A 20,601-nucleotide genomic window follows, 5' to 3' on the forward strand; every position below is an offset into this window, starting at 1 on the left:
CCGGGTGGGAGAAGCCGGCCGACGGCCAGGCCGACCCCGCCGGCCAGCACGAGGCCGAGCGCCCACCACCGGCGCTCCCGGCCGGGCGCGGGGGCGGCGGCGAGTGCGCAGCCCAACGACGCGGCGAGCGACAGCGCCGCCGCGGCGAGGCAGGCCCAGGTGAGCTCGGGCTCCCGGTCGGTGGGCGACCGCAGCGCGCCGGCCACCACGACCAGCGTCGCGGCGACGGCCGCCGCCATGGCCAAAGCGCGGCGGTGCTGCCAGTGGACCGGCCGGCCGGGTCGCCCGTGCCGGCGGACCAGGAACGCGGTGAGCAGGCCGACCGCCGCCCAACCGCCGGCCACCAGCAGCACGGTCGCCGGGACGCCGGTGACGTCGGCCCGGTCGAGCAGCACGTCCGCCACCACCGCCCCGGCGCCGAGCACCAGCGCGGGGTGGGTCCACCGGCGGTCGCCCCCGCCGGCCAGCACCAGCCCGAGGACGACCAGCAGGATGGCGAGGAAGCGGACGTCCCGCGCCCAGTAGGTGTTGATGCCCGCCAACCGTTCCGGCCACGGCCCGATCGGCTCGGTCAGCGGTTGCAGGACGGTCATGCCGACCGCCCAGAGCACCACGGCGGTGGCCGCGAGGAGCAGGCCGGCGACGGGGCGTAGGGCGCGCATCCTGGCACGGTAGTCCCCTGCCGCCGTGATCGCCGTCCCCGCCCGGGCCGGGCCACGTACCTCCGCCCAAGGCGCTTCCCGGGCGCTCCGCCGCCATCCGCCGACTCTGAGGAGACCCGACGCCAGGGCGGTTCGCGCCTTCACGTGAGTGCAGAGTCTGCCTAGGCTGGGCGGTACCGGACGTCGACAGGTGAGGAGGCTCCGTGGCCGACGTGGAGATCCTGACCGCACAGGGGACGCTGCCCGCGTACCTGAGCGAACCGGAGGGTGGCCGGCCGCGGCCCGGCGTGGTCGTCGTCCACGACGCCTTCGGCCTGACGCCGGATGTCCGCCGCCAGGCGGACTGGCTGGCGGGCGCGGGTTTCCTGGCGGTGGCTCCCGACCTCTACTCGTGGGACAAGCGGGGCCGCTGCGTGCGCGCGACCTTCCGCGCGCTGCTCAGCGGCACCGGCCGCGCGTTCGACGAGCTGGACGCGACCCGCGCCTGGCTCGCCGGACGGCCGGACTGCACCGGCCGGGTCGGGGTCATCGGCTTCTGCATGGGCGGCGGCTTCGCCCTGCAACTCGCGCCCGGGCACGGGTTCGCCGCCGCGAGCATCAACTACGGGCAGGTACCGAAGGACGCCGAGCGGCTGCTGGCCGGGGCGTGCCCGGTGATCGGCAGTTTCGGCGGAAAGGACGTCAGCCTCCGGTCGGCCCCGGCCAGACTGGAGTCGGCGCTGACCACCAATGAGGTCCCGCACGAGGTCACCGTCTACCCGCCGGCGCGGCACGGCTTCCTCAACCACCACCGGCCGGGCGAGCTGCCCCGGATGCAGCAGGTGGTGGCCCGGGTCGGTGGTGGGCCGCACGAGCCGTCGGCGACCCAGGCCCGGCGCCGCATCGTCGCCTTCTTCGACCGGCACCTGAGCACCGCCGGGGAGCCGGCATGATCCGGTACGCGGGGCTGCTGCGCGGCGTCAACGTCGGCACCACCCGGCTGTCCATGGCCGACCTGCGCCGCCTGGTCGCCGACCTGGGGCACGCCGACGTGAAGACCTACCTCCAGTCGGGCAACGTCGTGTTCGGCAGCACCTCCACCGACGCCGCCCGGCTGGCGAAGGGCATCGAGCAGGCGCTCGCCGGCGAGCTGGGGTTGACCGTGCCGGTACTGGTCCGCAGCGGCGCGGAGCTGGCTGCGGTGGTCGACGGCAGCCCGTACGCGGGCCGGCAGGACGACCCGACCCGGTTGCTGGTCGCCTTCCTGGCCACGGCCCCGACGAAGGCGAAGGTCGCGGCGCTGGCCGTGCCCGGCAACGAGAACGTCGAGTTCACCGTGGTCGGTCGGGAGGTCCACCTGCACTTCCCCGACGGCGGGTACGGCCGGTCGAAGTTCACCAACGCCTACCTGGAGAAGCAGCTCGGTGTGGTGGCCACGACCCGCAACTGGAAGTCGGTGCGGGCCCTGCGGGACCTGACCGCGCCCTGACCGGGGCGGCCGGGGCCACCAGATCGGCCCGGAACTGCTCGTCCGTCCGGCTGGTCGGCGGTTTTACGATCTTGCCTCGGGTCGGTGCCTCTCGATACGCTCCCGCGGCTATCTCACCTGAGAAAGGATCGCAGTGACCACTCCCGTTACCGTCGGCACCCAGAAGTCCTGGGTCGTCGCGCTGCTGCTCTGCTTCTTCGTCGGCTTCCTCGGCGTGCACCGCTTCTACGTCGGCAAGGTCGGCACCGGCGTCCTCCAGCTGGTCACCTTCGGTGGCCTCGGGATCTGGACCCTGATCGACTTCATCATGATCCTGGTCGGCTCCTTCAAGGACAAGCAGGGCCAGCCGCTCGCCAAGTGATTCGGGCGTACGCCGGCGGGGCCGGGATCCTCGCGATCCCGGCCCCGCCGCGTCCCCGCTCAGAAGTGGTACGCCGTCCCGTACTCCGGCACCAGCACGCGGGTGCGGGGCGAGGCCCGGCGGACGGCGGCGACCAGGTCGTCGAGGCGCCGCCGGTCGGCGGGGCCGACGACCGGCGGGTTGACCAGCGGGGTCTCGAAGTTGTCCCAGTGCACCGGCACCACGACCTTCGGGTGGTCCAGGGCCGCCATCAGCCGGGGCACGTAGTCCGCGGTCGCGGTGGTGGACTGCAACGCCACCATCGCCACGTCCGGGGCGAGCCCGGTGAGGTTGCGCTCGGCGAAGTCGCTGGCACCCATGAAGAAGACCGACGGACCGCCGTCGACGCGCACCTGGTACGCCAGCGTGTCCCCCTCCGGCAGGTCGGCGATGGTGGCGGGCCGGGTGGGCTGGGTGACCCGTACCCCGGGGAAGGCCATGGACCAGCCGGCGTTGCGGCTGTGCAGGGAGCTGACCACCTCGACGGTGTGGTCGCCGAAGTCGAGCACCTCCCCGCCCTTGACCGGGCTGAGCTGACTCGCCGGCAGCCCGTATGCCAGCCCGAGGTGGTACGCGGTCAACGTGCCGAAGACCCGGGCGCCCGTCTTCCTCGCGATGTGCGGCACGTCGTTGTAGTGGTCCCAGTGGGTGTGGGTGACCAGCACGGTGCTGGCCCGGTCCACGAGGGAGTCGACGACGGCGGTGTCGACGGTCAGCGGGGTGGCCGGGTCGAAGGCGCCGCGGAACAGCCCGGTGTCGTAGCGGCTCAGGTACGGGTCGACCAGGACGGTGCGGTCGCCGATGTCGATCCGCCAGCCGGAGGTGCCCCACCAGCGAAAGCTCACCGCACCCTGGCGGGTGCGGCCGGCGGCGGCGGTCGGCGCGGCCTGCGCCGGCGTCCCGGCGGCGAGTCCGCCGGCAGTCACCACGGCGGCCCCGGCGGCGGTGGTGCGCAGGAAGCGGCGGCGGTCTAGCGGGCGTGCGGACATGGTGGATCCTCCCCGTCTGCGGTGTGCGCGGTCGGTTCCCACCCCACCACCGCGCCCGCCGCCACGTCCAAGATCAAAGGCCGGCGCGGGCGATATCCGCAGCGATATCGGTCCAGCTCACCGCCGCCTAAGTGGCGGGTCGGTGTGCGGAAAATCAGGCCGCCCGCGACGCCTCCACCGCCGTCCGGGCGGCCTCCCCCATGGCCAGGTCGACGTCGATCCGGCGGGTGGCGAGGCGCTCGGTGCGGGCGAAGACCGCCAGCGCGTACCGGCTGCCGTCCGGGTACTCGGCCACCCCGGCTTCCAGGTGCAGCCCCGGCAGGGTGCCGGTCTTCGCGGCGACGCGTACCCCGGCCGGGAAGCCGGAGGCCAGCCGGGTCCAGAAGAGCTGCCGCGACATCAGCTCCCGGACGGTGGCGCAGGCCGCGGCGGGGCCCGCCTCGTCCCGCCAGATCAGGCCGAGCAGCCGGGTGATCTCCCGGGCCGTGCTCGACGTGGTGTGCGCGGGGTCGAAGACCCGCATCGCCCGGACCCGCTCCTCGGGCAGGGTCGGGAAGATGCGGGCGAAGTCCGCCTCGGTGGGGGCGCCCACGTCCGCGAGCATCAGCTCCACCAGCTGCCTCGGTCCACCGAGGATCCGGGTACGCGGCAGGTCCAGCTCGGCGGCGAGCATCGGCAGCACGTCCGCGCCGACCCGGCGCAGCAGCAGGTCGGCGGCGGTGTTGTCGCTGACCGACATCGCGAAGTACGCCAGGTCGCGCAGGGACAGCTCGACGTCGTCGGCGCAGCCGGCCACCCCCCACCCGCCGAGCCGGTCGCCGGCCCGGACCAGCACCCGCTCGCTCGCGTCGAGCTGCCCGGCGGCGACCTGCCGGGCGAACTCCAGCACCAGCAGGATCTTGAACACGGAGGCGATCGGGGTCTGCTCGTCCGCCCGCACGGCGACCTCCCGCCCGGCCGGACCGTCGACGGGTACGACGTGCAGGCTGCCGGTGATGCCGGCCCGGGCGAAGATCTCCTCGACGCGCTGCTCCGCTGCCACCCCGGCACGGTAACCGGTGGCTGCCGTAGGGTCCGGGCGTGGACCTGCTCCGCCACCTGCGGCACTTCGTGGTGGTCGCCCGCGAGCTGCACTTCGGCCGGGCGGCCGAGGCGCTGGGCATGGCGCAGCCGCCGCTGAGCCAGTCGATCCAGCGCCTGGAACGCGAGCTGGCGGTGGAGCTGTTCGACCGGTCCCGGCGACAGGTGCGGCTGACCACCGCCGGGCAGCTGCTGCTCGGCGAGGCCGAGGAGCTGCTGGCCGGCGAGCTTCGGGTACGCCACCTGATGCGTCAGGTCCGCGACGGCGCGCTGGGCGTGTTCCGGGCCGGGGTGCCGCCGGAGACGCCGGCGGTGACGCTGCGCGCCCTGCTGGACCGGCTGGCCGCCGCCGCGCCGGGGCTCGACGTCGACCTGCACGAGCTGACCAGCGCCGAGCAGGTGCGGATGCTCGCCGAGCGGCGGCTGGACGCCGGGCTGCTGCAGTATCCGGAGGAACCGGCCGGGTTGCGCTTCGGCCCGCCGGTGACCGTACCGGTGGGGGTGCTGCTGCCCCGGGCCTCGCCGCTGGCCCGGCCCCGCGAGATGGCGCTGGCCGACCTGGCCGGGCTGGACCTCGTCGCCGCGCCCCGGTCCACCGCCCCCGGCTGGTACGACCACGTGCTGGACGTCTGCCGCCGGCACGGCTTCACGCCGGGCCGGGTGCGGCCGGCCCGTAATCCGGAGTTCGTCTTCGGTCTGCTGCTGGCCGGCGGCGCGGTGGCGCTGGAGCCGGAGTCGCTGGCCCGCCGGGAACCCCGGATCGCCTGGCGACCGCTGGCCGGGCGACCGCTGGTGAAGCGGACCGCGGCGGCCTGGCCGGACCGCGCGCCGCACCCCGCGGCACCGATGTTCGGCCAGTTCGCGGCCGAGGTGCTGGCCACTGTCGAGCCCGCGCCGCCGGCCGCGGTGACGCCGTCGGCCCGGCCCTGGCCGGTGCTGTTCGACGCCACGGCCGACTGAACAGTGGTGGGCTTGTCGCAGATCACCCGGACGGGCGGAGTGAGGGAGCGGCCCGACCGGGTAGGACAGGCGGATGGCACCACTGCGGCGGACGCCGTGGAAGCGCTTCCGGCGCCCGGCCGGGTGCCCCTGACGATGGGAGAGATAGCCGGATGGCGAACACGATTCCCGACATCCCCCTCAACGACGGCAACATGATCCCGCAGCTCGGCTTCGGGGTCTTCCAGATCGAGCCGAAGGACACCGTCGAGGCCGTGGGCCGGGCGCTGGAGATCGGCTACCGGCACATCGACACCGCCGAGATGTACGGCAACGAGGCCGAGGTCGGCGAGGCGGTCCGCATGTCCGGCCTGGACCGCGGCGAGGTCTTCGTGACCAGCAAGCTCAACAACGCCTTCCACCGCCCGGACGACGCCCGCCGGGCGTTCGAGTCGACGCTGTCCGCGCTGAAGATGGACCACATCGACCTGTTCCTGATCCACTGGCCGCTGCCCACCCTGTACGACGGCGACTTCGTCTCCACCTGGAAGGTGCTGGAGGAGTTCCAGCGCGACGGCCGGGCCACCTCGATCGGCGTGTCGAACTTCCAGGTGCCGCACCTGGAGCGGCTCGCCGCCGAGGCGGACGTGGTGCCCGCGGTCAACCAGATCGAGGTGCACCCGTACTTCGGCAACGAGGAGGTGCGCGCGTACGACCGGCGGCACAACATCATCACCCAGGCGTGGTCGCCGATCGCCCAGGGCAAGGTGCTCGACGACCCGACCGTGGTCGACGTCGCCGAGGAGGTCGGCCGCACCCCGGCCCAGGTGGTGCTGCGCTGGCACGTGCAGCGCGGCGACATCGTCTTCCCGAAGTCGACGACTCCGGGCCGGATCGCGGAGAACTTCCAGATCTTCGACTTCGCGCTGGACGACGCGGCGATGGAGCGGATCAGCGGGCTGGACCGGGGCGAGTCCGGCCGGCAGGGTCCCAACCCGGACGAGTTCGACTACCTGCCGAGCTGACGGGTGTAACGCGGCGGGCCGGCACGGCGCACGTAAGAAGGGGCCCCGAACCGGGGGCCCTTCTTACGTTGTACGAGAGGACCGCGTCCGCGCGATGTCGCACCGCCGTACCCCCGCACTCCTGTTGTCGATGCTGGTCGCCCTCGGCGCAGCGGCGTGCGGCCCCGCCGAGGGCGCGCCGCAGGCACGCTGGTCGGCGCCGGTCTCCGCCGCACCGACCCCGCCGCCACCGCCCCGGCCCACCCCGACGTCGACCGCCGAGGTGCGCGGTCAGGTCAAGGCCGCGCTGGTGGAGCTGACCGACTTCCACCCGGCCATCGCGGACGTCACCTCGGAGACCGCCGAGGGGTTCAAGCTGGCCCACCCGTGCCGCGACAACCTCCCGTCGGACCGCAAGCGGACCGCGCACCGGGAGCGGCAGTGGAAGGGCGAGCAGGTCTGGATCCGGCAGTACGTCGTCGGCTACCGCACCGTGCCGGGGCGCAAGCTGACCGGCGAGCTCCGCTCGGCGCTGGCCAAGTGCCGCACCTACCAGGAGCCGGACGGCGTCACCACCACCACCGTGGTACGCCCCAAGGCGCCGCTGGTGCCGGCGGACGCCGACACCGTCTCGTGGTGCGAGCGGCTGGTCAACGACGACACCTCCTACCTCTGCACCGCGCTGGTGTCGCGGGGCAGTTACGTGATGGAACTCAACGCCGCCGAGGCCGGTGACCTGGAAAAGTGCGCGAAGCTGCTGACCAGGCTGCACCGGGAGGCCATCGGGCCGTTCCGGGACGCGACGTAGCCCGGGATCTCAGATGATGAAGTGGGTCCAGTAGGCGAGCCACACCACGAACAGCGCGCCCTGCACCAGGGCGAGCGCGGCGCTCAACCAGGCGTCGGCCGTGGTGTTGCGGGCCCACCTGGCCAGGACCAGGCCGACCGGGAACGCGGCGATCAGGTAGCGCAGCAGGCTCTTGTACACCGGTGGCCCCATCGACAGCGGCGCGAGCACCATCAGGACCGCGTAGACGAGGTAGGGCAGCCCGAGCCGGCGGAAGCCGGCGATCACGATCACCAGCACGGCGACGGCGAACCAGACCCGGACGGCGTCCCGGGTGTCGCCGGTGAGACCGTTCCAGATCACCGGCAGCGGATTCTGCACCTCGATGCCCCAGCCCTTCTCCTGGGCGTGCTTGTAGGCGAACCAGTCCCCGCCCTTCCACCGGCAGAACGCCATGAAGGTGAGCCAGCCGGCGGGGATCAGCAGCACCGGCCAGCCGGTGCGGACGTACGTCCAGAGGCTGCGCGGGTCGAGCCGGTAGCGGTGCTGGCGGAGCAGGACCAGGGCGAGCGGGACGGCCACCAGGAACCCCACCGAGCGGCTGAGCCCGAGGAAGTAGCCCACCACGCCCACCGTCACCCACCGCCCCCGCTCGGCGTAGTGGAAGGTGGCCAGCGCCAGGCAGAGGAACAGCGACTCGGTCAGCGCCGCCTGGAACAGGAACGCGGTGGGCAGCAGCACCAGGTAGCGGGTGAACCGCCGTGCCGCGGCGTCGTCGCCGAGCAGCGTCTCGCCCAGCCGCAGGGCGTAGTAGAGCAGCAGCAGGAACGCGACGTTGCTGATCAGCAGCAGCGCCATGGCGGTGTCGCCGCCGAGCGGGACCGCCACCGCCCGGGCCAGGAACGGGTAGAGCAGGGGAAAGCCGAAGCCCCCCTTCCACTCGCCGCTGAGCGGCTGCCGGCTCAGGCCGTCGTAGATCAACGCGTCCCAGGCGAACCACATCGAGATCCAGCGGTGCGGCGAGATCTCCGTCTGGTCGAGGCGTGTGTTGATCTCGTCCGCCGGGGGCGCGGCGGGCGCCCCCTCCCAGGCGCTCAGGGCGATCACCCCGACCAGGCTGAGGACGACCTTCGCGCCGACGAACACGGCGAGCACGTACCGCCAGCGCTGGGGCACCCGGACGACGAGGTCGCCGGCGTGGCCGAGCACGCGGTCCCAGCGCCCGGGGAGACCGGTCGCGGGCGCGCGGCCGTCCGCTGCGGTGTCCCGCGGCCCGTCGGTCATCTGGCGCTTCCTCACGGAGTCGGTCCGACCCGCGACCCACCCACGGCGGCCGCGAACCTGCCGGCCGGGCATCCCCCGCCTACGCCGGCTGACACCTCCGCGCCCCCCCACCGCCCGGCGCCGAGCGGCATGATCAGGAGTTCCGGGCCGGCGGATGTGAGACAGCGCAGAGAACGGGTAACCGCGCCTGTCCGACGGACCCGAGGGCAGGGAGCGGCGTGAGGATGGACGAGCGTCACGGCACGGTGGTCATCGGCGCGGGCCCGGCGGGCCTGACCGCCGCGTACGAGCTGCTCAGGCACGGCGCGACGGTACGGGTGTTCGAGGCCGACGAGGTGGTCGGCGGGATCAGTCGCACCGTCGAGCGGGACGGCTGGCGCTTCGACATCGGCGGGCACCGGTTCTTCACCAAGGTGGGCCGGGTCGAGGAGTTCTGGCACGAGATCCTGCCCGACGAGGAGTTCCTGCTCCGGCCCCGGATGAGCCGCATCTTCTACCGGGGTGCGCTCTACGACTACCCGCTCAACGCCGGCAACGCCCTGCGCAACCTCGGGGTCCGGGAGGCGGCCCGCTGCATGGGCTCGTACGCCCGGGCGCGGCTGCGCCCGCCGAAGGACCAGTCGCACTTCGAGGGCTGGGTGTCGGCGCGCTTCGGCTGGCGGCTCTACTCGATCTTCTTCAAGACCTACACGGAGAAGGTCTGGGGGATGCCGGCCGACCAGTTGCAGGCCGACTGGGCCGCCCAGCGGATCAAGAACCTGTCGCTGGCCCGCGCGGTGCTCAACGCGCTGCTGCCCCGCCGCAACCGCAAGGACGTGACCAGCCTGATCGAGGAGTTCCAGTACCCGAAGTTCGGCCCCGGCATGATGTGGGAGCGCTGCACGGAGGAGGTCCGCAAGCGCGGCGGCGAGGTCAGCACCGGCACCTGGGTGAAGGCCGTGCACCACGAGGGCAGGCGGGCGGTGGCGGTCACCGTCGACGGGCCGGGCGGGGAACGCCGGATCCCCGTCGACCACGTCATCTCGTCCATGCCGATCTCCGAACTGGTGGCGGCGGTGCGCCCGGCCGCCCCGCCCGAGGTGCTCGAATGCGCCGCCGACCTGCGCTACCGGGACTTCCTGACCGTGGCGCTGGTGGTGCCGGAGGAGTTCTCCTTCCCAGACAACTGGATCTACGTGCACGACCCGGCGGTGAACGTGGGCCGGATCCAGAACTTCGGCTCCTGGTCGCCGTACCTGGTCAAGGACGGCCGCACCTGCCTGGGGCTGGAGTACTTCGTGTTCGAGGACGACGAGACCTGGCGGACCTCCGACGCCGAACTCGTCGCGCGGGCCACCGCCGAGCTGGAGCAGCTCGGCCTGGTGCGGCCCGGCGCGGTGGAGAGCGGGTACGTGGTGCGGATGCCGAAGGCCTACCCGGTGTACGACGACCGCTACCAGCACAACGTCGACACCATCCGGGCGTGGCTGGCGCGGGAGCTGCCCAACGTGCACCCCGTCGGGCGTAACGGGATGCACCGCTACAACAACCAGGACCACTCCATGCTGACCGCCATGCTGACCGCCGAGAACATCGTGCACGGCGCCGGCCACGACGTCTGGACGGTCAACGTCGAGCAGGACTACCACGAGCAGAGCACCGACAAGGGCGGCGACGGGCGGCGGGGCACCGGCCGGGACGCGCCGACCGTGCCGGCACGCACCGTCGCCACGACGACCGCCGACCGCGCGGCGGAGCGTCGACCGACCGGGGTGAACTGACCGTCAGCTGTCCACCCGGTCGGCGAGCCGGCGGAACACCTCCCGGGTGGGCGAGCCGGGCGCGGCGGTGTAGACGATCAGCCGCTGGTCGGTCTCCGGCACCAGCAGCACCCGGCACTCGAACTCCAGCGGCCCCAGCTCGGCGTGCGTCACCCGCTTCACCACCGGACGACGCTCGGCGACGTCGTGCTCGGCCCAGAGCGCGGCGAACCGGGCCGAGACGCCGAGCAGCTCGGTGACCAGCTCGGCCAGGCCCCGGTCGCCGGGATAGCGCCCGTAGGCGGCGCGCAGGTCCGCCACCGAGTCACGCACGAAGCGCAGCATCTCCGGGTCGTCCGGACGCGGGGCGGGCTGGCGGAACATCCAGCGGATCATGTTGCGCTCCCCCGCCGACAGGTCCCCGACGAAGTGCGCGGCCAGCCGGTTCACGGCCAGCACGTCGTACTTGGCGTCCACCACGTACGCCGGGGTCTCGGTCATCGCGTCGATCAGGTGGCGCAGCCCGGCGGTGACCTCCCGGCTCGGCCCGGGCACCGGCGGCGGGCTCTGGCCGGCCACCCGGAACAGGTACTCCCGCTCGTCGCGGCTGAGCACCAGGGCCCGGGCCAGCGCGGCGAGCACCTGCCGGGACGGGTGCGGCCCCCGGCCCTGCTCCAGCCGCACGTAGTAGTCGACGGACAGCCCGGCGAGCTGGGCGACCTCCTGGCGGCGCAGGCCCGGCGTGCGGCGGCGTACCCCGTCGGGGAGGCCGACGTCGGCGGGGCGCAACCGGGCCCGACGGGTGCGCAGGAAGGTGGCCAGTTCGTCGCGGCGCAACCCGGGTGCGGTCATGCCCCCAGCCTGCCGCACGCGCGGACGCCGAGGGTGGTACCGCCGGTCCCAGTCCCGGCCGGTCTCTCCCGGCCGGCGCGGCCCGCCGGCAGGCTCGACGCCATGACCACGACGAACATCGCCCTGATCACCGGGGCCAACAAGGGAATCGGGTACGCCACGGCACGGGAGCTCGCCGCTCGCGGGATGACAGTGCTGGTCGGCGCGCGGGACGCCGGGCGCGGCCGGGAGGCGGTGGCGGCGCTGCGCGCCGGCGGCGCGGACGCCCACCCGGTGCCGCTGGAGGTGACCGACCCGGCGTCGGTCGCCGCCGCCGCGCGGCACGTCGAGGAGGCGTACGGCCGGCTGGACGTGCTGGTGAACAACGCCGGGATCGCCCGGGCGGACGGGTCGGCGCTGCCCAGCGAGACCACCCTCGCCACCCTGCGCGAGGTGTTCGAGACGAACGTCTTCGCGGTGGTGACGGTGACGAACGCGTTCCTGCCGCTGCTGCGCCGCGCCCCCGCCGCGCGAATCGTCAACGTCTCCAGCGAGGTCGGCTCGATCACCGCGATGACCGACCCGGAGAGCTTCCTCTGGCCGCTGACCTCGGTGCCCTACCCGTCGTCGAAGACGGCGCTGAACATGGTCACCGCCATGTACGCCAAGGAGCTGCGGGACACCCCGATCCTGGTCAACGCCGCGAACCCGGGCTACTGCGCGACCGACCTCAACGGCTCCTCCGGCTACCGCACGCCGGAGCAGGGGGCCGAGGTGAGCGTGCATCTGGCGACGCTGCCGGCGGGCGGGCCGAGCGGCCGGCTCTGGGGGCACCTCGCCGCCGACGACTCGTACGGGGTGCTGCCCTGGTGAGCCCTTGACTTCGAGTGCGCTCGAACGTCCAGGGTGGAGGCTCCACGTCGGATGGGAGACCTCATGCGGTACCGCACGATCGGCACGGACCCGCGGACGCGGCGCGAGGTGAGCGTGCTCAGCCTCGGCGCGATGCTCTTCGGCACCGCCACCGACGAAGCCACCTCGTACGCCATCCTCGACCGGTACGTCGAGGCCGGTGGCACCTTCGTCGACACCTCGGACAACTACGCGTTCTGGATGAACGGCGGGCAGGGCGGCGAGAGCGAGGAGCTGCTCGGCCGCTGGCGGCGCAGCCGGGGCGTCGGGGACGAGATCGTCGTCGCCACCAAGCTGGGGGCGCGTCCGCTCGCCCCCGGCACCAGCTACACCGACAACGCCGAGGGGCTGTCGGCCAAGGTGATCCGGGAGTCGGCGGAGCGCAGCCGGGAACGGCTCGGCATGGCGAAGCTGGACCTGCTGTACGCGCACATCGAGGACCGCACGACGCCGCTGGAGGAGACGGTGGCGACCTTCGGCGAGCTGGTCGCCGAGGGCGCCGTCGGGCTGCTGGGGGCGAGCAACCACCGGGCGTGGCGGGTGGAGCGGGCCCGCTCGCTGGCCGCCGCCGCCGGCCTGCCCGGGTACGAGGTGCTCCAGTACCACCACACCTACCTCCAGCGGCGTACCGACCTGCCCAGCGAGCTGGACCCGGACGGCGACCCCGGCTCGGTCGGCGGCGACCTGGCCAGCTACCTGCGGGCGGAGCCGGCGCTGACGCTGGTCGCGTACTCGCCACTGGTGAAGGGCGGCTACACGCGGCCGGGCAAGCCGCTGGGCCCGGAGTACGACCTGCCGAGCGCGCCCGGCCGGCTGGCCGCGCTGCGGGAGGTGGCCGCCGAGACGGGCGCGACGGTCAACCAGGTGGTGCTGGCCTGGCTGATGGGCGGCGAGACGCCGTCGATCCCGCTGGTCGGCGCCTCGTCGGTGGCCCAGCTCGACGAGAGCCTCGAAGCGGTGGAGCTGGAGCTGACCGCCGCGCAGCGGGAACGACTGGAGGCCGCGCGCTGACGGGCTCCGTCAGGCCTTCAGGTCGAGGCGCCAGTCGTTGGAGCGCATCAGGCGCCCGGGCGGGTACTCGAACTCGGTCTCGCCCAGCAGGGTGAACCCGGCCTTGCGGCAGACCGCGTTCGAGGCCGGGTGGTCCACCGACGGGTACGCGTGCGCCCACCGGTGCCGGCCGTGGGCGCGGGCCTCGGCCACCACGGCGCGTACGGCGGCGGTGGCCAGGCCCCGCCCCTGGTGCTCGGGGAGGATCGCCCAGCCCATCTCGTAGACGGGCTCGTCGTGCCAGACGCGTTCCCAGTAGCCGACACTGCCGACCTTCACCCCGTCGGGCAGCACCACGGTGAACATCGAGCCGCTGCGGGGACCGGGCCCCTGCAGGTACCGCTCGTGCCGGGCGAGCACCTGCTCGTCGGTCTCCGGGCCGCCGGTGTGATGCCGGACCTCCGGCGCGTTGAGGCGACGCAGCAGATCCAGGTCGTCCTCGTCCCACCGCGCGATGCGCACCTCGGTCATCCGTCTCCCCCGTCCGTTGTGGGCGCTCATTGAAGCAACCCCCACCGACGGTCCGGCGTCACGAGCCGGCTGACGTGCGCGGCCGGCCGGCGGTGCGTGGTGCGGTCGCTGTGGAGCTGATGTCGCAAACGATTCAGCGCGACGATCGGTTCAGGGGGTGGGGCGCTGCCGGGGGACCTGCCGGTTGAAGCGCGGCTTCAGCGCCGCCACCAGGGCGTCCTCGTCGGCCTCTGGGTGGTCGCTTTCCCGCCAGCGGACGATGCACCGGCCGAGCCAGCTCGCGATGTCGGCGGCCGACGCCACCGGCCCGGACCGGTCGAGCAGCTGGCCGACCTGGTCGTGCAGCACGGAGGAAGCGCGGCTGCCGGTCAGGTGCTGGCGCAGCCGGTCCTTCAGATTCGAGGTCTGCCCCACATAGATGACCGTGTCGCCGGCGACCACCACGTGCACGCCGGCGGCGCGGGGCGCGTCCGCGACAACATCCATCGTGTACGGGCGGGAAACGGTGAAGCCCGTCAGCAGGTCCTCGTGGGTGATCTCGGTCATCCCCGGACGGTACCGAGGCGGGGCCACGGTCGGCAGCCTCGGCGAAAGTTCGCGGAGACGCCGCAGGTCTCTTCATGCATCGGGCCGCCACGTCTTCGTGCAGGCGAGCCGGACCAGCCAGCGGGCGATCCGGCAGAACACGAGGTCCACACGCGGGTAATCTCACCCCGAGCCGCACCCCGGGGTGACGTGGTCGGAGACGGTACGGGCGAGTTGTCGAACCGTCTCGCTGCCGCTGCGGAACGGGCCGGTGGTGAGGAACGCGACGGCTGTCTCCGCGCCCGGGGTGAGGCAGTAGCCGACGTCGTGGGAGGCGTCGGTATCGTCGCCGGTCTTGTGCGCGAGGGGGGTACCGGGCGGCAGGGCGGCGGGGATCTTGGAGTTCCGGGTCTGGTTGCGCATGAAGCCGATCATCAGGTCACGGGACGACTCGATGAGGATCCGGGCGTCCCAGACCGCGCCGAGCAGCGAGATGATGTCGTCCGGGCTGGTGTAGTTCTCCTTGCCGGGGTCGGCGCCGCCGTCGAAGAGCTTGTGGGCCAGGACGGTGTCGCGCTGGTTCATCGAGTCGATCAGGGCGTTGACGGGCGCGAACCCGCCGAGCTGGTCGATCAGCACGTTGGCGGCGGTGTTGTCGCTGTACTCGATCATGTATTCGGCCAGCCGATGAGTGGTCACCACCTGCGGGATCGGCTCGGACTTCAGCTTGCCCGCGCCGCCGACCACGTCGGCGCGGGTGACCCGCACCCCCCGATCGAGCGACAGCTGCCCGCAGTCGACCCGGCGCAGCAGCTCGACCAGGATCCACAGCTTGATCACGCTGGCCGCCTTCGGCCGGAACGTGCCGTTGACCGCGATCTGCTGGTTGCCGTACCGGCCCGAAAGGTCGCGCACCGTGACGCCGGCCCGGTTGTCGGTCGCGGCGGCCACGACCCGGGCGAGCTGCCCGGTCAGCGGGGACAGCCGGCGGCCGGCGGCGGGGTCGGTGGGCGGCTGCGGATCGGTGACCACCTCGCCGACCAGCCGGTGGGGTTGCTGACGTGGGCGGACCACTTCGACAAAGCCCCGGGTGCGGCCGACCAGCGGCACCCGGTAGGTGTAGGTCCTGCCTGCGGCGGTGACCAGGCCGCTCGCCGTGCCGCCGGCGACCCGCATCCTCGGGTCGGCGATCCGGCCGGTGTCGCCGTCACAGGCCCGGTAGCGGACGGTGCGGCCGGCCGTGTCGACCGAGAAGACCCCGCTGGGGAAGGCCAGCCACGCCGCAGCGCTGCCCGGCGCCCGCACCGGCCCCCACGCGGGCGCCGGCCCGCTGCCGTCCACGGGGGTCGACCCCGACGTGCCGACCAGCGCGAGCAACGCGGCGGCCCCGACCGCCGTCCATCGCCGCCTTTTCGGTGGTACGCGAACAGCCCCCTCCCGTGACGGCGAAGACGAGTGCCCGGATCGCATCTTCGTCATTTCCGTACGATATGTAGCTCGCCGTCCCGTCGGCGGCGGCGGTGCCGGTGTCACCCGTCCGGACCGAGGAGTTCCAGGAACGGGCCGGGGCGCTGGATCCGGCTACGTTGCGCCCAGGTGCGTGAGCATGGTCTGGTTCGCCACCCAGCCGTCGGGGAACTTGACCGGCACGTCGAGGTGCACCGACTCGGTTGACGGATGGGCGTCCAGCAGCTGCCCGATGCCGGCCCGGGCCACCACGATGCAGGCGTGCCGGTGCCGGGACGCCAGCACGCAGAGCCGCCCCGACTCCAGGTGGAAGGCCGTGGCGTCCCGCCGCCCCGACAGCGGGTGCAGCACGATCGTCACGTCGTACTCGCGGCCCTGGAGCCGGTTGGCGGTGTCGACGGTGACGCCCGCCCCGGCCTCGCCGAGGTGGGCGCGGATGGCCGCGACCTGGTCGCGGTGCGCGGCCCCGACGGCGATCCGGTCCGCGGTGACCGGCGCGCCGGCCGGCGCGTGCTCGGAGACGGCGACCGCGCCGCGTTGCAACACGCGCAGCGCCAGCGCGGCGCACGCCGAGGCCGCCTCCGCGTCGGTGCGCAGGGTGTGCCGGGCCGGCAGTTCGTGCAGCGCCCACCCGGTGGTGGCGGCCAACTCGACCGCCGCGTCGAGCGCATCGCCCGGTCCGGATTCGGTGAGCGACAGCGCCCGGTCGCCCGCGCCGGTGCCGGCGCGGAAGCCGGTGAACGGATAGAAGGCCGCCGCGACCACCGGCGCCGCGGACGCCGGCAGCCGCCACGACACGGGCAGACGGTGGACGGGCAGGTCGGGGTTGTGCCGCAGCAGCACCGCCACCGCCGACTGCATCGGGTCCCAGGTCAGGCCGGTCCAGCGCGCGATGTCGACGGTGGAGAACGGGTCGAGCTGGCCCGGATCGCCCACGAACAGCGCCCGCTCGAACCGGCGGGCCACGCGCAGCAGGGCGTCCGACCGCATCTGGTACGCCTCGTCGACGATCGCCCACGGCCAGGAGCCCTCGGTGACCGTGGCCCACTTCGCGGCCGTACCGATGATGACGGCTGGCCCGCCGAGGTCGGCGACCTTGGCGGCCACCCGGACCGTTTCGTGCTCCTTCACCCGCTCGGACGGCCGGTAGTCGGCGGCGGAGAGGCGGCCGATGCGCAGCTCGGGGGCCTTGCGGGCGAGGCGGTCGATGAGGTCGTCGACCTGTTCGTTGGTCTGGGCGATGATGATCAGCGGCTCGCCGGCGGCGGCGAGGTCGACGGCGGCGCGGACGACGAGGGTGGACTTGCCGGCGCCCGGCGGGGAGTCGACGACCACGCCGCGGTGGGCGCCGGAGCGCAGGTCGGCCAGCACGGCGATGATCACGCGCTCCGCTTCGACGGCGGGCGGCACCTCCAGCCCAGCAAGCATCGACCACACCTCCCGACAAGGGTCTCCGGGACCCTACCGGCAATCCGCCGGCTACCTCACGCCCGCTCCTGTTCTCGGCACGGCGCCGTCCGGGGCTCCACGGCGGCTGACCCCGCCCGTTGCCGCCGCCCCGCCGTGAGAATGCCGGAAGCGGGCACTGACCTGCAGGAGCGGGCACTAGCGTGGGCGTAGGCGAGTAGGTACGGCACCTCCGCCCGGTAGCCGGCCATGTCGATCATGGGGGTGTCCATGCGCGGGCCGAGACGTGGTCCGGTCTGGGCGGCCAAGCTGTGGTTACGCCAGCGCCGGCGCAGGTGGCGTACCCGACAGGAACGCCAGGCCGAGCGGAGCCGCCGCCGAAGGAGCGAGCGGCCCGACCACAGGATGAGCTGGCGGCACCACCGCGGGCTGCGGTGGGCGATCATCGGCACCGCCGGGGTGCTCGTGGTGTGGACCCTCTTCTCCCTGGTCCTGACGGTCCTCAACACCGAGCCCGCTTTCCTGCCGATGTCGAAGTGGTGCGCGGCGCAACCGCCCCGGTCGTACTACTGCGGGCAGGTGGAGGGCTTCGTCAAGGGGCCGCTGATCCTGGCGCTGGGCCTCGCGGTCTTCCTGTTCTGGCGGTATGTTCCGGTCCGTCGCTGGTACGACCGCAACGCCCTGCGCAATCTCCGGATGGTGCTACCCACCGCCGAACGTGACATCAGGGCCAGCTACGTCGTCGGCCGGGACGAACTGTGTGAGCTGATGATCCAGCGGCTCCGGAGCGAGCCCACCCGACGACCGCTGCTGCTGGTGGGCGGCATCGGCAGCGGCAAGACCGCGACTCTGGTCCGCCTCGCGGAGATGCTGATGGCCACCGACGTCGTACCCGTCGGGATCGACCTGCGCACCGTCACGAACCCGGAGAAGCTGAACTTCCACCAGCTCGCCCTGGAACAGTTCCAGAAGACCATCGACACCCAGTTGCACGCCGCCGGCGAGGCCGACAAGGTGTGGCGGCGGCTCTGGCTGGAAAACCGGATCGTGGTGCTCGCCGACGGCCTGGAGGAGGTCCTCGCCGACTCCGCGCAACCCGCTGATCGGGACAGCCTGCTCCGGGAGGCCGTCCGGGGCGCGGTCCGCCAGCGGCTCCCCCTGGTGGTCGCGTCGCGGCCCGACGATCCGCTGCGCGGGTTGGACGCGATGCTGCTGCAACTGGAGCCGCTCTCCATCGGCGCCGCGTTGGAGTACGTGCAGGCCCGCAGCCACCGCTCGGACCCGGGGCACCAGTGGGACCGGATCACCGACCTGGTCAAGGCTGCCGACGTCCCCGACTCACCGTTCTACCTGCGGGTCATCAGCCAGCTCCACGAGGTGGACCGCCTGGATCGGGTCGGGCCGACGGACCAGGGCAGATCGGCGCTGCGCTGGTGTCTGCTGGAGGAGTGGTGGGCCGCCGTCGTCGCCGGGGACCTGTACGAGGACTACGGCATGCCGCAGACCGAACGGGCCGACGCGATCGAGGTGCTCTCCGCGCTCGCCTGCATCGGGATGCGCGACAACCGGCTGTCGGTCCGTACCAGCGAACTCACCGGCGGCAACGGCGCGAAGGCCGCCGGCCGCCAGTGGATCCTGGCCGAGCTCCGGGCCCGGCTGCGCAAGCTCAGCGCCGACAACCCGCAGGACCTCGGACTCGCCGAGACCACCGGGGACGCGCTGAACATCGTGGTGAAGCGGCAGGACGGGGTCCGTTTCCAGAACGGGGTGATCCAGGCCTACCTCGGCTCCCGCTACCTCACCGCCGCCCTGCGCGACGACGACTTCCTGAAGCAGGCCTTCACCCGCAACCACGGCCCCGGACGGGAGCTGCTCTCCGCCCTCACGCTTTACAGCCGCAGCGCGGGCGCGTTCGAACGGCTGGACGGGCGGCGGAAGCCACCGGTGCGGCGCGGCACCCTGCTCCGCCTCGGCGACGCCGTCCGGCAGACGGTGGGACTGTCCGTGGCTGCCCGGGACGCGAAGGCCACCCGGACCCGGTCGATCGCTCTCGTACACCGGCTCTGCGACGCCGCGACCCGGACGCCCAACCGCACCCGGGCCCTGGAGATGTTCGCCGCCGCGCTCGAGATGGACGCCGCCAGCGGGCACACGACCCACCAGAAACTGGCCGACGCCATCCGCCAGGCCTGGCCGCAGTACCAGGGGGACGGCTCCGTCACCGACCGCCCCCTCGAGGACGCCAAGATCGCTCTGGTGCACCGGTACGGCGACGCCGCGCGGCAACTGCGGGACCGACCCCCGGAACCCGCCGAGCTGCGGGGACAGCGACCCACCCCGCAGTACCGGCAGCTGTTCCAGATGATGGCGTACGAGACGTCGTACCTGCCCCGACTGACCGCGGCCCGCCAGATCGCCAGCGGCGGCAACGCGGCCGTCCGCGCGCTGCGCGACCTCCTCGACCAGCCACCGCAGGCGGCCAACACGCAGGGCCGGGAGCGCCTGGAGGAGCTGCGGACCTGGATGGCGCCGTCGCTGTTCCTCTTCGCCGACGTCGCACACGCCCCCGGAGAGCCGGACTGGCAGGGCGTGGCCCGAGAGACCCTGCGGCGCTGGGTCGACCGCTTGGCCACCGACTTCCGCGAGGGGGCCCGCGTCTACGAAATCACGCTGGCGCAGGGGTTCCGGACGGCGGCCAACTGCCGGACCTACCCGGCGCACCGCAGCATGCTGATCGAGGAAGCCGAGAAGGCACTGCGGCACTCCCGTTTCTGGTACTCCCACCTGGTGCTCATCCAGGCGCTCACCCTCCTCGCCCTCCCCCGCGATCCCGGTGAGACGCTGCGCGAGCGGGGTCACGGCTCGGACCCGCGCGGTCTGGTCAGCTTCTGGACCTCCATCGCCGGGGGTGGAAACCCCGCCCCGCAGGCCGGCAGCGGTACCGCCCACCCGCTCGTCCTGGAGGTCGCGGACCTGTGCGTCGAGGCACTCATCGACCGCCATCCCGAGCGGCACTGCTGGCTGGACGAGCGGGAGATCGTCGGACGCATCGGGTCGGTCAGCCCCCACCCGGGCATCCGCCGGGTCCAGGCCTCCTGGCTGCCGCCCTGGCACGGCTGGGCCGTCCTGGAACCGCGGGCCCAACGGCTGCTGGCCGACGTGATGCTGCTGCTCAACCTCGCCGACCGGGGACGGGACAACGACCAGCGCGCGCGCCGGCTCAGCCGGGCCAGCCGCGCCGAGCTGCCCCCGTGCCTCACCATCGACCGCAGCGCCATGCGGGTCACCCTGAGCCGCCGCCAGGCCCACGACGTCCAACCGGGCGCCACCTGCATCGACGACTGCCCGTTCCGGCTGTGCCCGCTGCCGCCGAAGGGCGACGAGTTGCCGTACCAGATGGACGAGGCCTTCTGCGCCCACCAGATCGACCTCGTCGGGCACTGGCTGCGGTCCCCGGGGCGGGCGGACTGGCAGGCGGTCAACCGGAACGATTTGCGCACGTTCTGGCGGGAGATGTCCGAGCGGATGGCCCCCGCCTGGCGGAAGTGACCAGAAGCGGCGGGCAGGCCGGCCACGACCGGTCGAC

19 protein-coding genes are annotated in these 20,601 nt (G+C 73.2%); 10 read left to right on the top strand and 9 right to left on the bottom strand.

The window, feature by feature from the left end; translation table 11 throughout:
• Positions 1-662: hypothetical protein (locus KBX37_RS15390; protein ID WP_374103754.1), on the bottom strand; the 662-nt coding region annotated here is incomplete at its 3' end.
• A gap of 203 nt (positions 663-865) precedes the next feature.
• Here KBX37_RS15390 and KBX37_RS15395 point away from each other — a divergent pair.
• The 3 genes from KBX37_RS15395 (at position 866) to KBX37_RS15405 (ending at position 2,491) form a co-directional block, all read left to right on the top strand.
• Positions 866-1,594 (top strand): dienelactone hydrolase family protein, encoded by a 729-nt coding sequence (locus tag KBX37_RS15395; RefSeq protein WP_210776638.1) that lies wholly within the window; start codon positions 866-868, stop codon positions 1,592-1,594.
• Entirely contained in the window at positions 1,591-2,130 is a 540-nt protein-coding gene (locus tag KBX37_RS15400; RefSeq protein ID WP_210776639.1) for a DUF1697 domain-containing protein, read from the top strand. Before KBX37_RS15395 ends, KBX37_RS15400 begins: the two co-directional genes overlap by 4 nt.
• A gap of 133 nt (positions 2,131-2,263) precedes the next feature.
• Entirely contained in the window at positions 2,264-2,491 is a 228-nt protein-coding gene (locus KBX37_RS15405; protein WP_307849083.1) for a TM2 domain-containing protein, read from the top strand.
• 59 nt (positions 2,492-2,550) lie between these two features.
• On the opposite strand, the gene KBX37_RS15410 is transcribed toward KBX37_RS15405, so the two are convergent.
• Positions 2,551-3,519, bottom strand: a complete 969-nt coding sequence (locus KBX37_RS15410; RefSeq protein WP_210776640.1) for an MBL fold metallo-hydrolase — start codon at positions 3,517-3,519, stop codon at positions 2,551-2,553.
• A gap of 154 nt (positions 3,520-3,673) precedes the next feature.
• On the bottom strand, positions 3,674-4,561 hold the full coding sequence (locus KBX37_RS15415) for a serine hydrolase (RefSeq protein ID WP_210776641.1): 888 nt from the start codon (positions 4,559-4,561) through the stop codon (positions 3,674-3,676).
• Between the two features lie 38 nt (positions 4,562-4,599).
• Here KBX37_RS15415 and KBX37_RS15420 point away from each other — a divergent pair, with 38 nt between their 5' ends.
• The 3 genes from KBX37_RS15420 (at position 4,600) to KBX37_RS15430 (ending at position 7,350) form a co-directional block, all read left to right on the top strand.
• Positions 4,600-5,559, top strand: coding sequence for a LysR family transcriptional regulator (locus KBX37_RS15420; protein ID WP_210776642.1), 960 nt, complete (start codon positions 4,600-4,602; stop codon positions 5,557-5,559).
• Between the two features lie 152 nt (positions 5,560-5,711).
• Positions 5,712-6,563, top strand: coding sequence for an aldo/keto reductase (locus KBX37_RS15425; protein ID WP_210776643.1), 852 nt, complete (start codon positions 5,712-5,714; stop codon positions 6,561-6,563).
• A 94-nt stretch (positions 6,564-6,657) separates the two neighbouring features.
• A complete protein-coding gene (locus tag KBX37_RS15430; protein WP_210776644.1) occupies positions 6,658-7,350 on the top strand; it encodes a hypothetical protein in 693 nt (230 codons plus the stop codon).
• 9 nt (positions 7,351-7,359) lie between these two features.
• Here the strand turns inward: KBX37_RS15430 and KBX37_RS15435 are convergent, their stop codons facing one another.
• Positions 7,360-8,613, bottom strand: a complete 1,254-nt coding sequence (locus KBX37_RS15435) for a hypothetical protein (protein ID WP_247658123.1) — start codon at positions 8,611-8,613, stop codon at positions 7,360-7,362.
• Positions 8,614-8,837: 224 nt separating this feature from the next.
• Between KBX37_RS15435 and KBX37_RS15440 the strand changes: the two genes are divergently transcribed.
• Positions 8,838-10,373 carry an NAD(P)/FAD-dependent oxidoreductase gene (locus tag KBX37_RS15440; protein WP_210776645.1) on the top strand — a complete coding sequence of 512 codons (1,536 nt, stop codon included), beginning with the start codon at positions 8,838-8,840 and terminating at the stop codon, positions 10,371-10,373.
• 3 nt (positions 10,374-10,376) lie between these two features.
• Here the strand turns inward: KBX37_RS15440 and KBX37_RS15445 are convergent, their stop codons facing one another.
• The gene (locus KBX37_RS15445) at positions 10,377-11,204 is read right to left on the bottom strand and encodes a helix-turn-helix transcriptional regulator (RefSeq protein ID WP_210776646.1); all 828 of its coding nucleotides are present in this window, start codon (positions 11,202-11,204) and stop codon (positions 10,377-10,379) included.
• A gap of 102 nt (positions 11,205-11,306) precedes the next feature.
• Here KBX37_RS15445 and KBX37_RS15450 point away from each other — a divergent pair, with 102 nt between their 5' ends.
• Together KBX37_RS15450 and KBX37_RS15455 are read left to right on the top strand one after the other, a co-directional pair.
• Positions 11,307-12,056: an SDR family oxidoreductase gene (locus KBX37_RS15450; RefSeq protein ID WP_210776647.1), complete on the top strand. Its 750-nt coding sequence runs from the start codon at positions 11,307-11,309 to the stop codon at positions 12,054-12,056.
• Between the two features lie 63 nt (positions 12,057-12,119).
• On the top strand, positions 12,120-13,106 hold the full coding sequence (locus KBX37_RS15455; RefSeq protein ID WP_210776648.1) for an aldo/keto reductase: 987 nt from the start codon (positions 12,120-12,122) through the stop codon (positions 13,104-13,106).
• A 9-nt stretch (positions 13,107-13,115) separates the two neighbouring features.
• On the opposite strand, the gene KBX37_RS15460 is transcribed toward KBX37_RS15455, so the two are convergent.
• The 4 genes from KBX37_RS15460 to KBX37_RS15475 all read right to left on the bottom strand — a co-directional run bounded on the left by KBX37_RS15460 (position 13,116) and on the right by KBX37_RS15475 (position 17,036).
• Positions 13,116-13,616, bottom strand: a complete 501-nt coding sequence (locus tag KBX37_RS15460) for a GNAT family N-acetyltransferase (RefSeq protein WP_210776649.1) — start codon at positions 13,614-13,616, stop codon at positions 13,116-13,118.
• A gap of 150 nt (positions 13,617-13,766) precedes the next feature.
• Complete coding sequence (locus tag KBX37_RS15465; protein WP_210776650.1) at positions 13,767-14,162, bottom strand: GIY-YIG nuclease family protein; 396 nt, start codon at positions 14,160-14,162, stop codon at positions 13,767-13,769.
• A 162-nt stretch (positions 14,163-14,324) separates the two neighbouring features.
• Positions 14,325-15,482, bottom strand: coding sequence for a serine hydrolase (locus KBX37_RS15470; RefSeq protein WP_210776651.1), 1,158 nt, complete (start codon positions 15,480-15,482; stop codon positions 14,325-14,327).
• A gap of 240 nt (positions 15,483-15,722) precedes the next feature.
• The gene (locus KBX37_RS15475) at positions 15,723-17,036 is read right to left on the bottom strand and encodes an AAA domain-containing protein (protein ID WP_210776652.1); all 1,314 of its coding nucleotides are present in this window, start codon (positions 17,034-17,036) and stop codon (positions 15,723-15,725) included.
• A 249-nt stretch (positions 17,037-17,285) separates the two neighbouring features.
• Here KBX37_RS15475 and KBX37_RS15480 point away from each other — a divergent pair, with 249 nt between their 5' ends.
• Entirely contained in the window at positions 17,286-20,564 is a 3,279-nt protein-coding gene (locus tag KBX37_RS15480) for an NACHT domain-containing protein (RefSeq protein WP_210776653.1), read from the top strand.
• Positions 20,565-20,601 lie beyond the last annotated feature (37 nt).

Source organism: Micromonospora sp. U56 (assembly GCF_018070095.1).
GTDB lineage: Bacteria > Actinomycetota > Actinomycetes > Mycobacteriales > Micromonosporaceae > Micromonospora > Micromonospora purpureochromogenes.

Coding starts and splice junctions, on each gene's coding strand:
- KBX37_RS15465 (WP_210776650.1), bottom strand. CDS start 14,162: ATGACCGAGATCACCCACGAGGACCTGCTGACGGGCTTCACCGTTTCC.
- KBX37_RS15480 (WP_210776653.1), top strand. CDS start 17,286: ATGCGCGGGCCGAGACGTGGTCCGGTCTGGGCGGCCAAGCTGTGGTTA.
- KBX37_RS15455 (WP_210776648.1), top strand. CDS start 12,120: ATGCGGTACCGCACGATCGGCACGGACCCGCGGACGCGGCGCGAGGTG.
- KBX37_RS15425 (WP_210776643.1), top strand. CDS start 5,712: ATGGCGAACACGATTCCCGACATCCCCCTCAACGACGGCAACATGATC.
- KBX37_RS15430 (WP_210776644.1), top strand. CDS start 6,658: ATGTCGCACCGCCGTACCCCCGCACTCCTGTTGTCGATGCTGGTCGCC.
- KBX37_RS15410 (WP_210776640.1), bottom strand. CDS start 3,519: ATGTCCGCACGCCCGCTAGACCGCCGCCGCTTCCTGCGCACCACCGCC.
- KBX37_RS15445 (WP_210776646.1), bottom strand. CDS start 11,204: ATGACCGCACCCGGGTTGCGCCGCGACGAACTGGCCACCTTCCTGCGC.
- KBX37_RS15400 (WP_210776639.1), top strand. CDS start 1,591: ATGATCCGGTACGCGGGGCTGCTGCGCGGCGTCAACGTCGGCACCACC.
- KBX37_RS15450 (WP_210776647.1), top strand. CDS start 11,307: ATGACCACGACGAACATCGCCCTGATCACCGGGGCCAACAAGGGAATC.
- KBX37_RS15435 (WP_247658123.1), bottom strand. CDS start 8,613: ATGACCGACGGGCCGCGGGACACCGCAGCGGACGGCCGCGCGCCCGCG.
- KBX37_RS15440 (WP_210776645.1), top strand. CDS start 8,838: ATGGACGAGCGTCACGGCACGGTGGTCATCGGCGCGGGCCCGGCGGGC.
- KBX37_RS15475 (WP_210776652.1), bottom strand. CDS start 17,036: ATGCTTGCTGGGCTGGAGGTGCCGCCCGCCGTCGAAGCGGAGCGCGTG.
- KBX37_RS15460 (WP_210776649.1), bottom strand. CDS start 13,616: ATGACCGAGGTGCGCATCGCGCGGTGGGACGAGGACGACCTGGATCTG.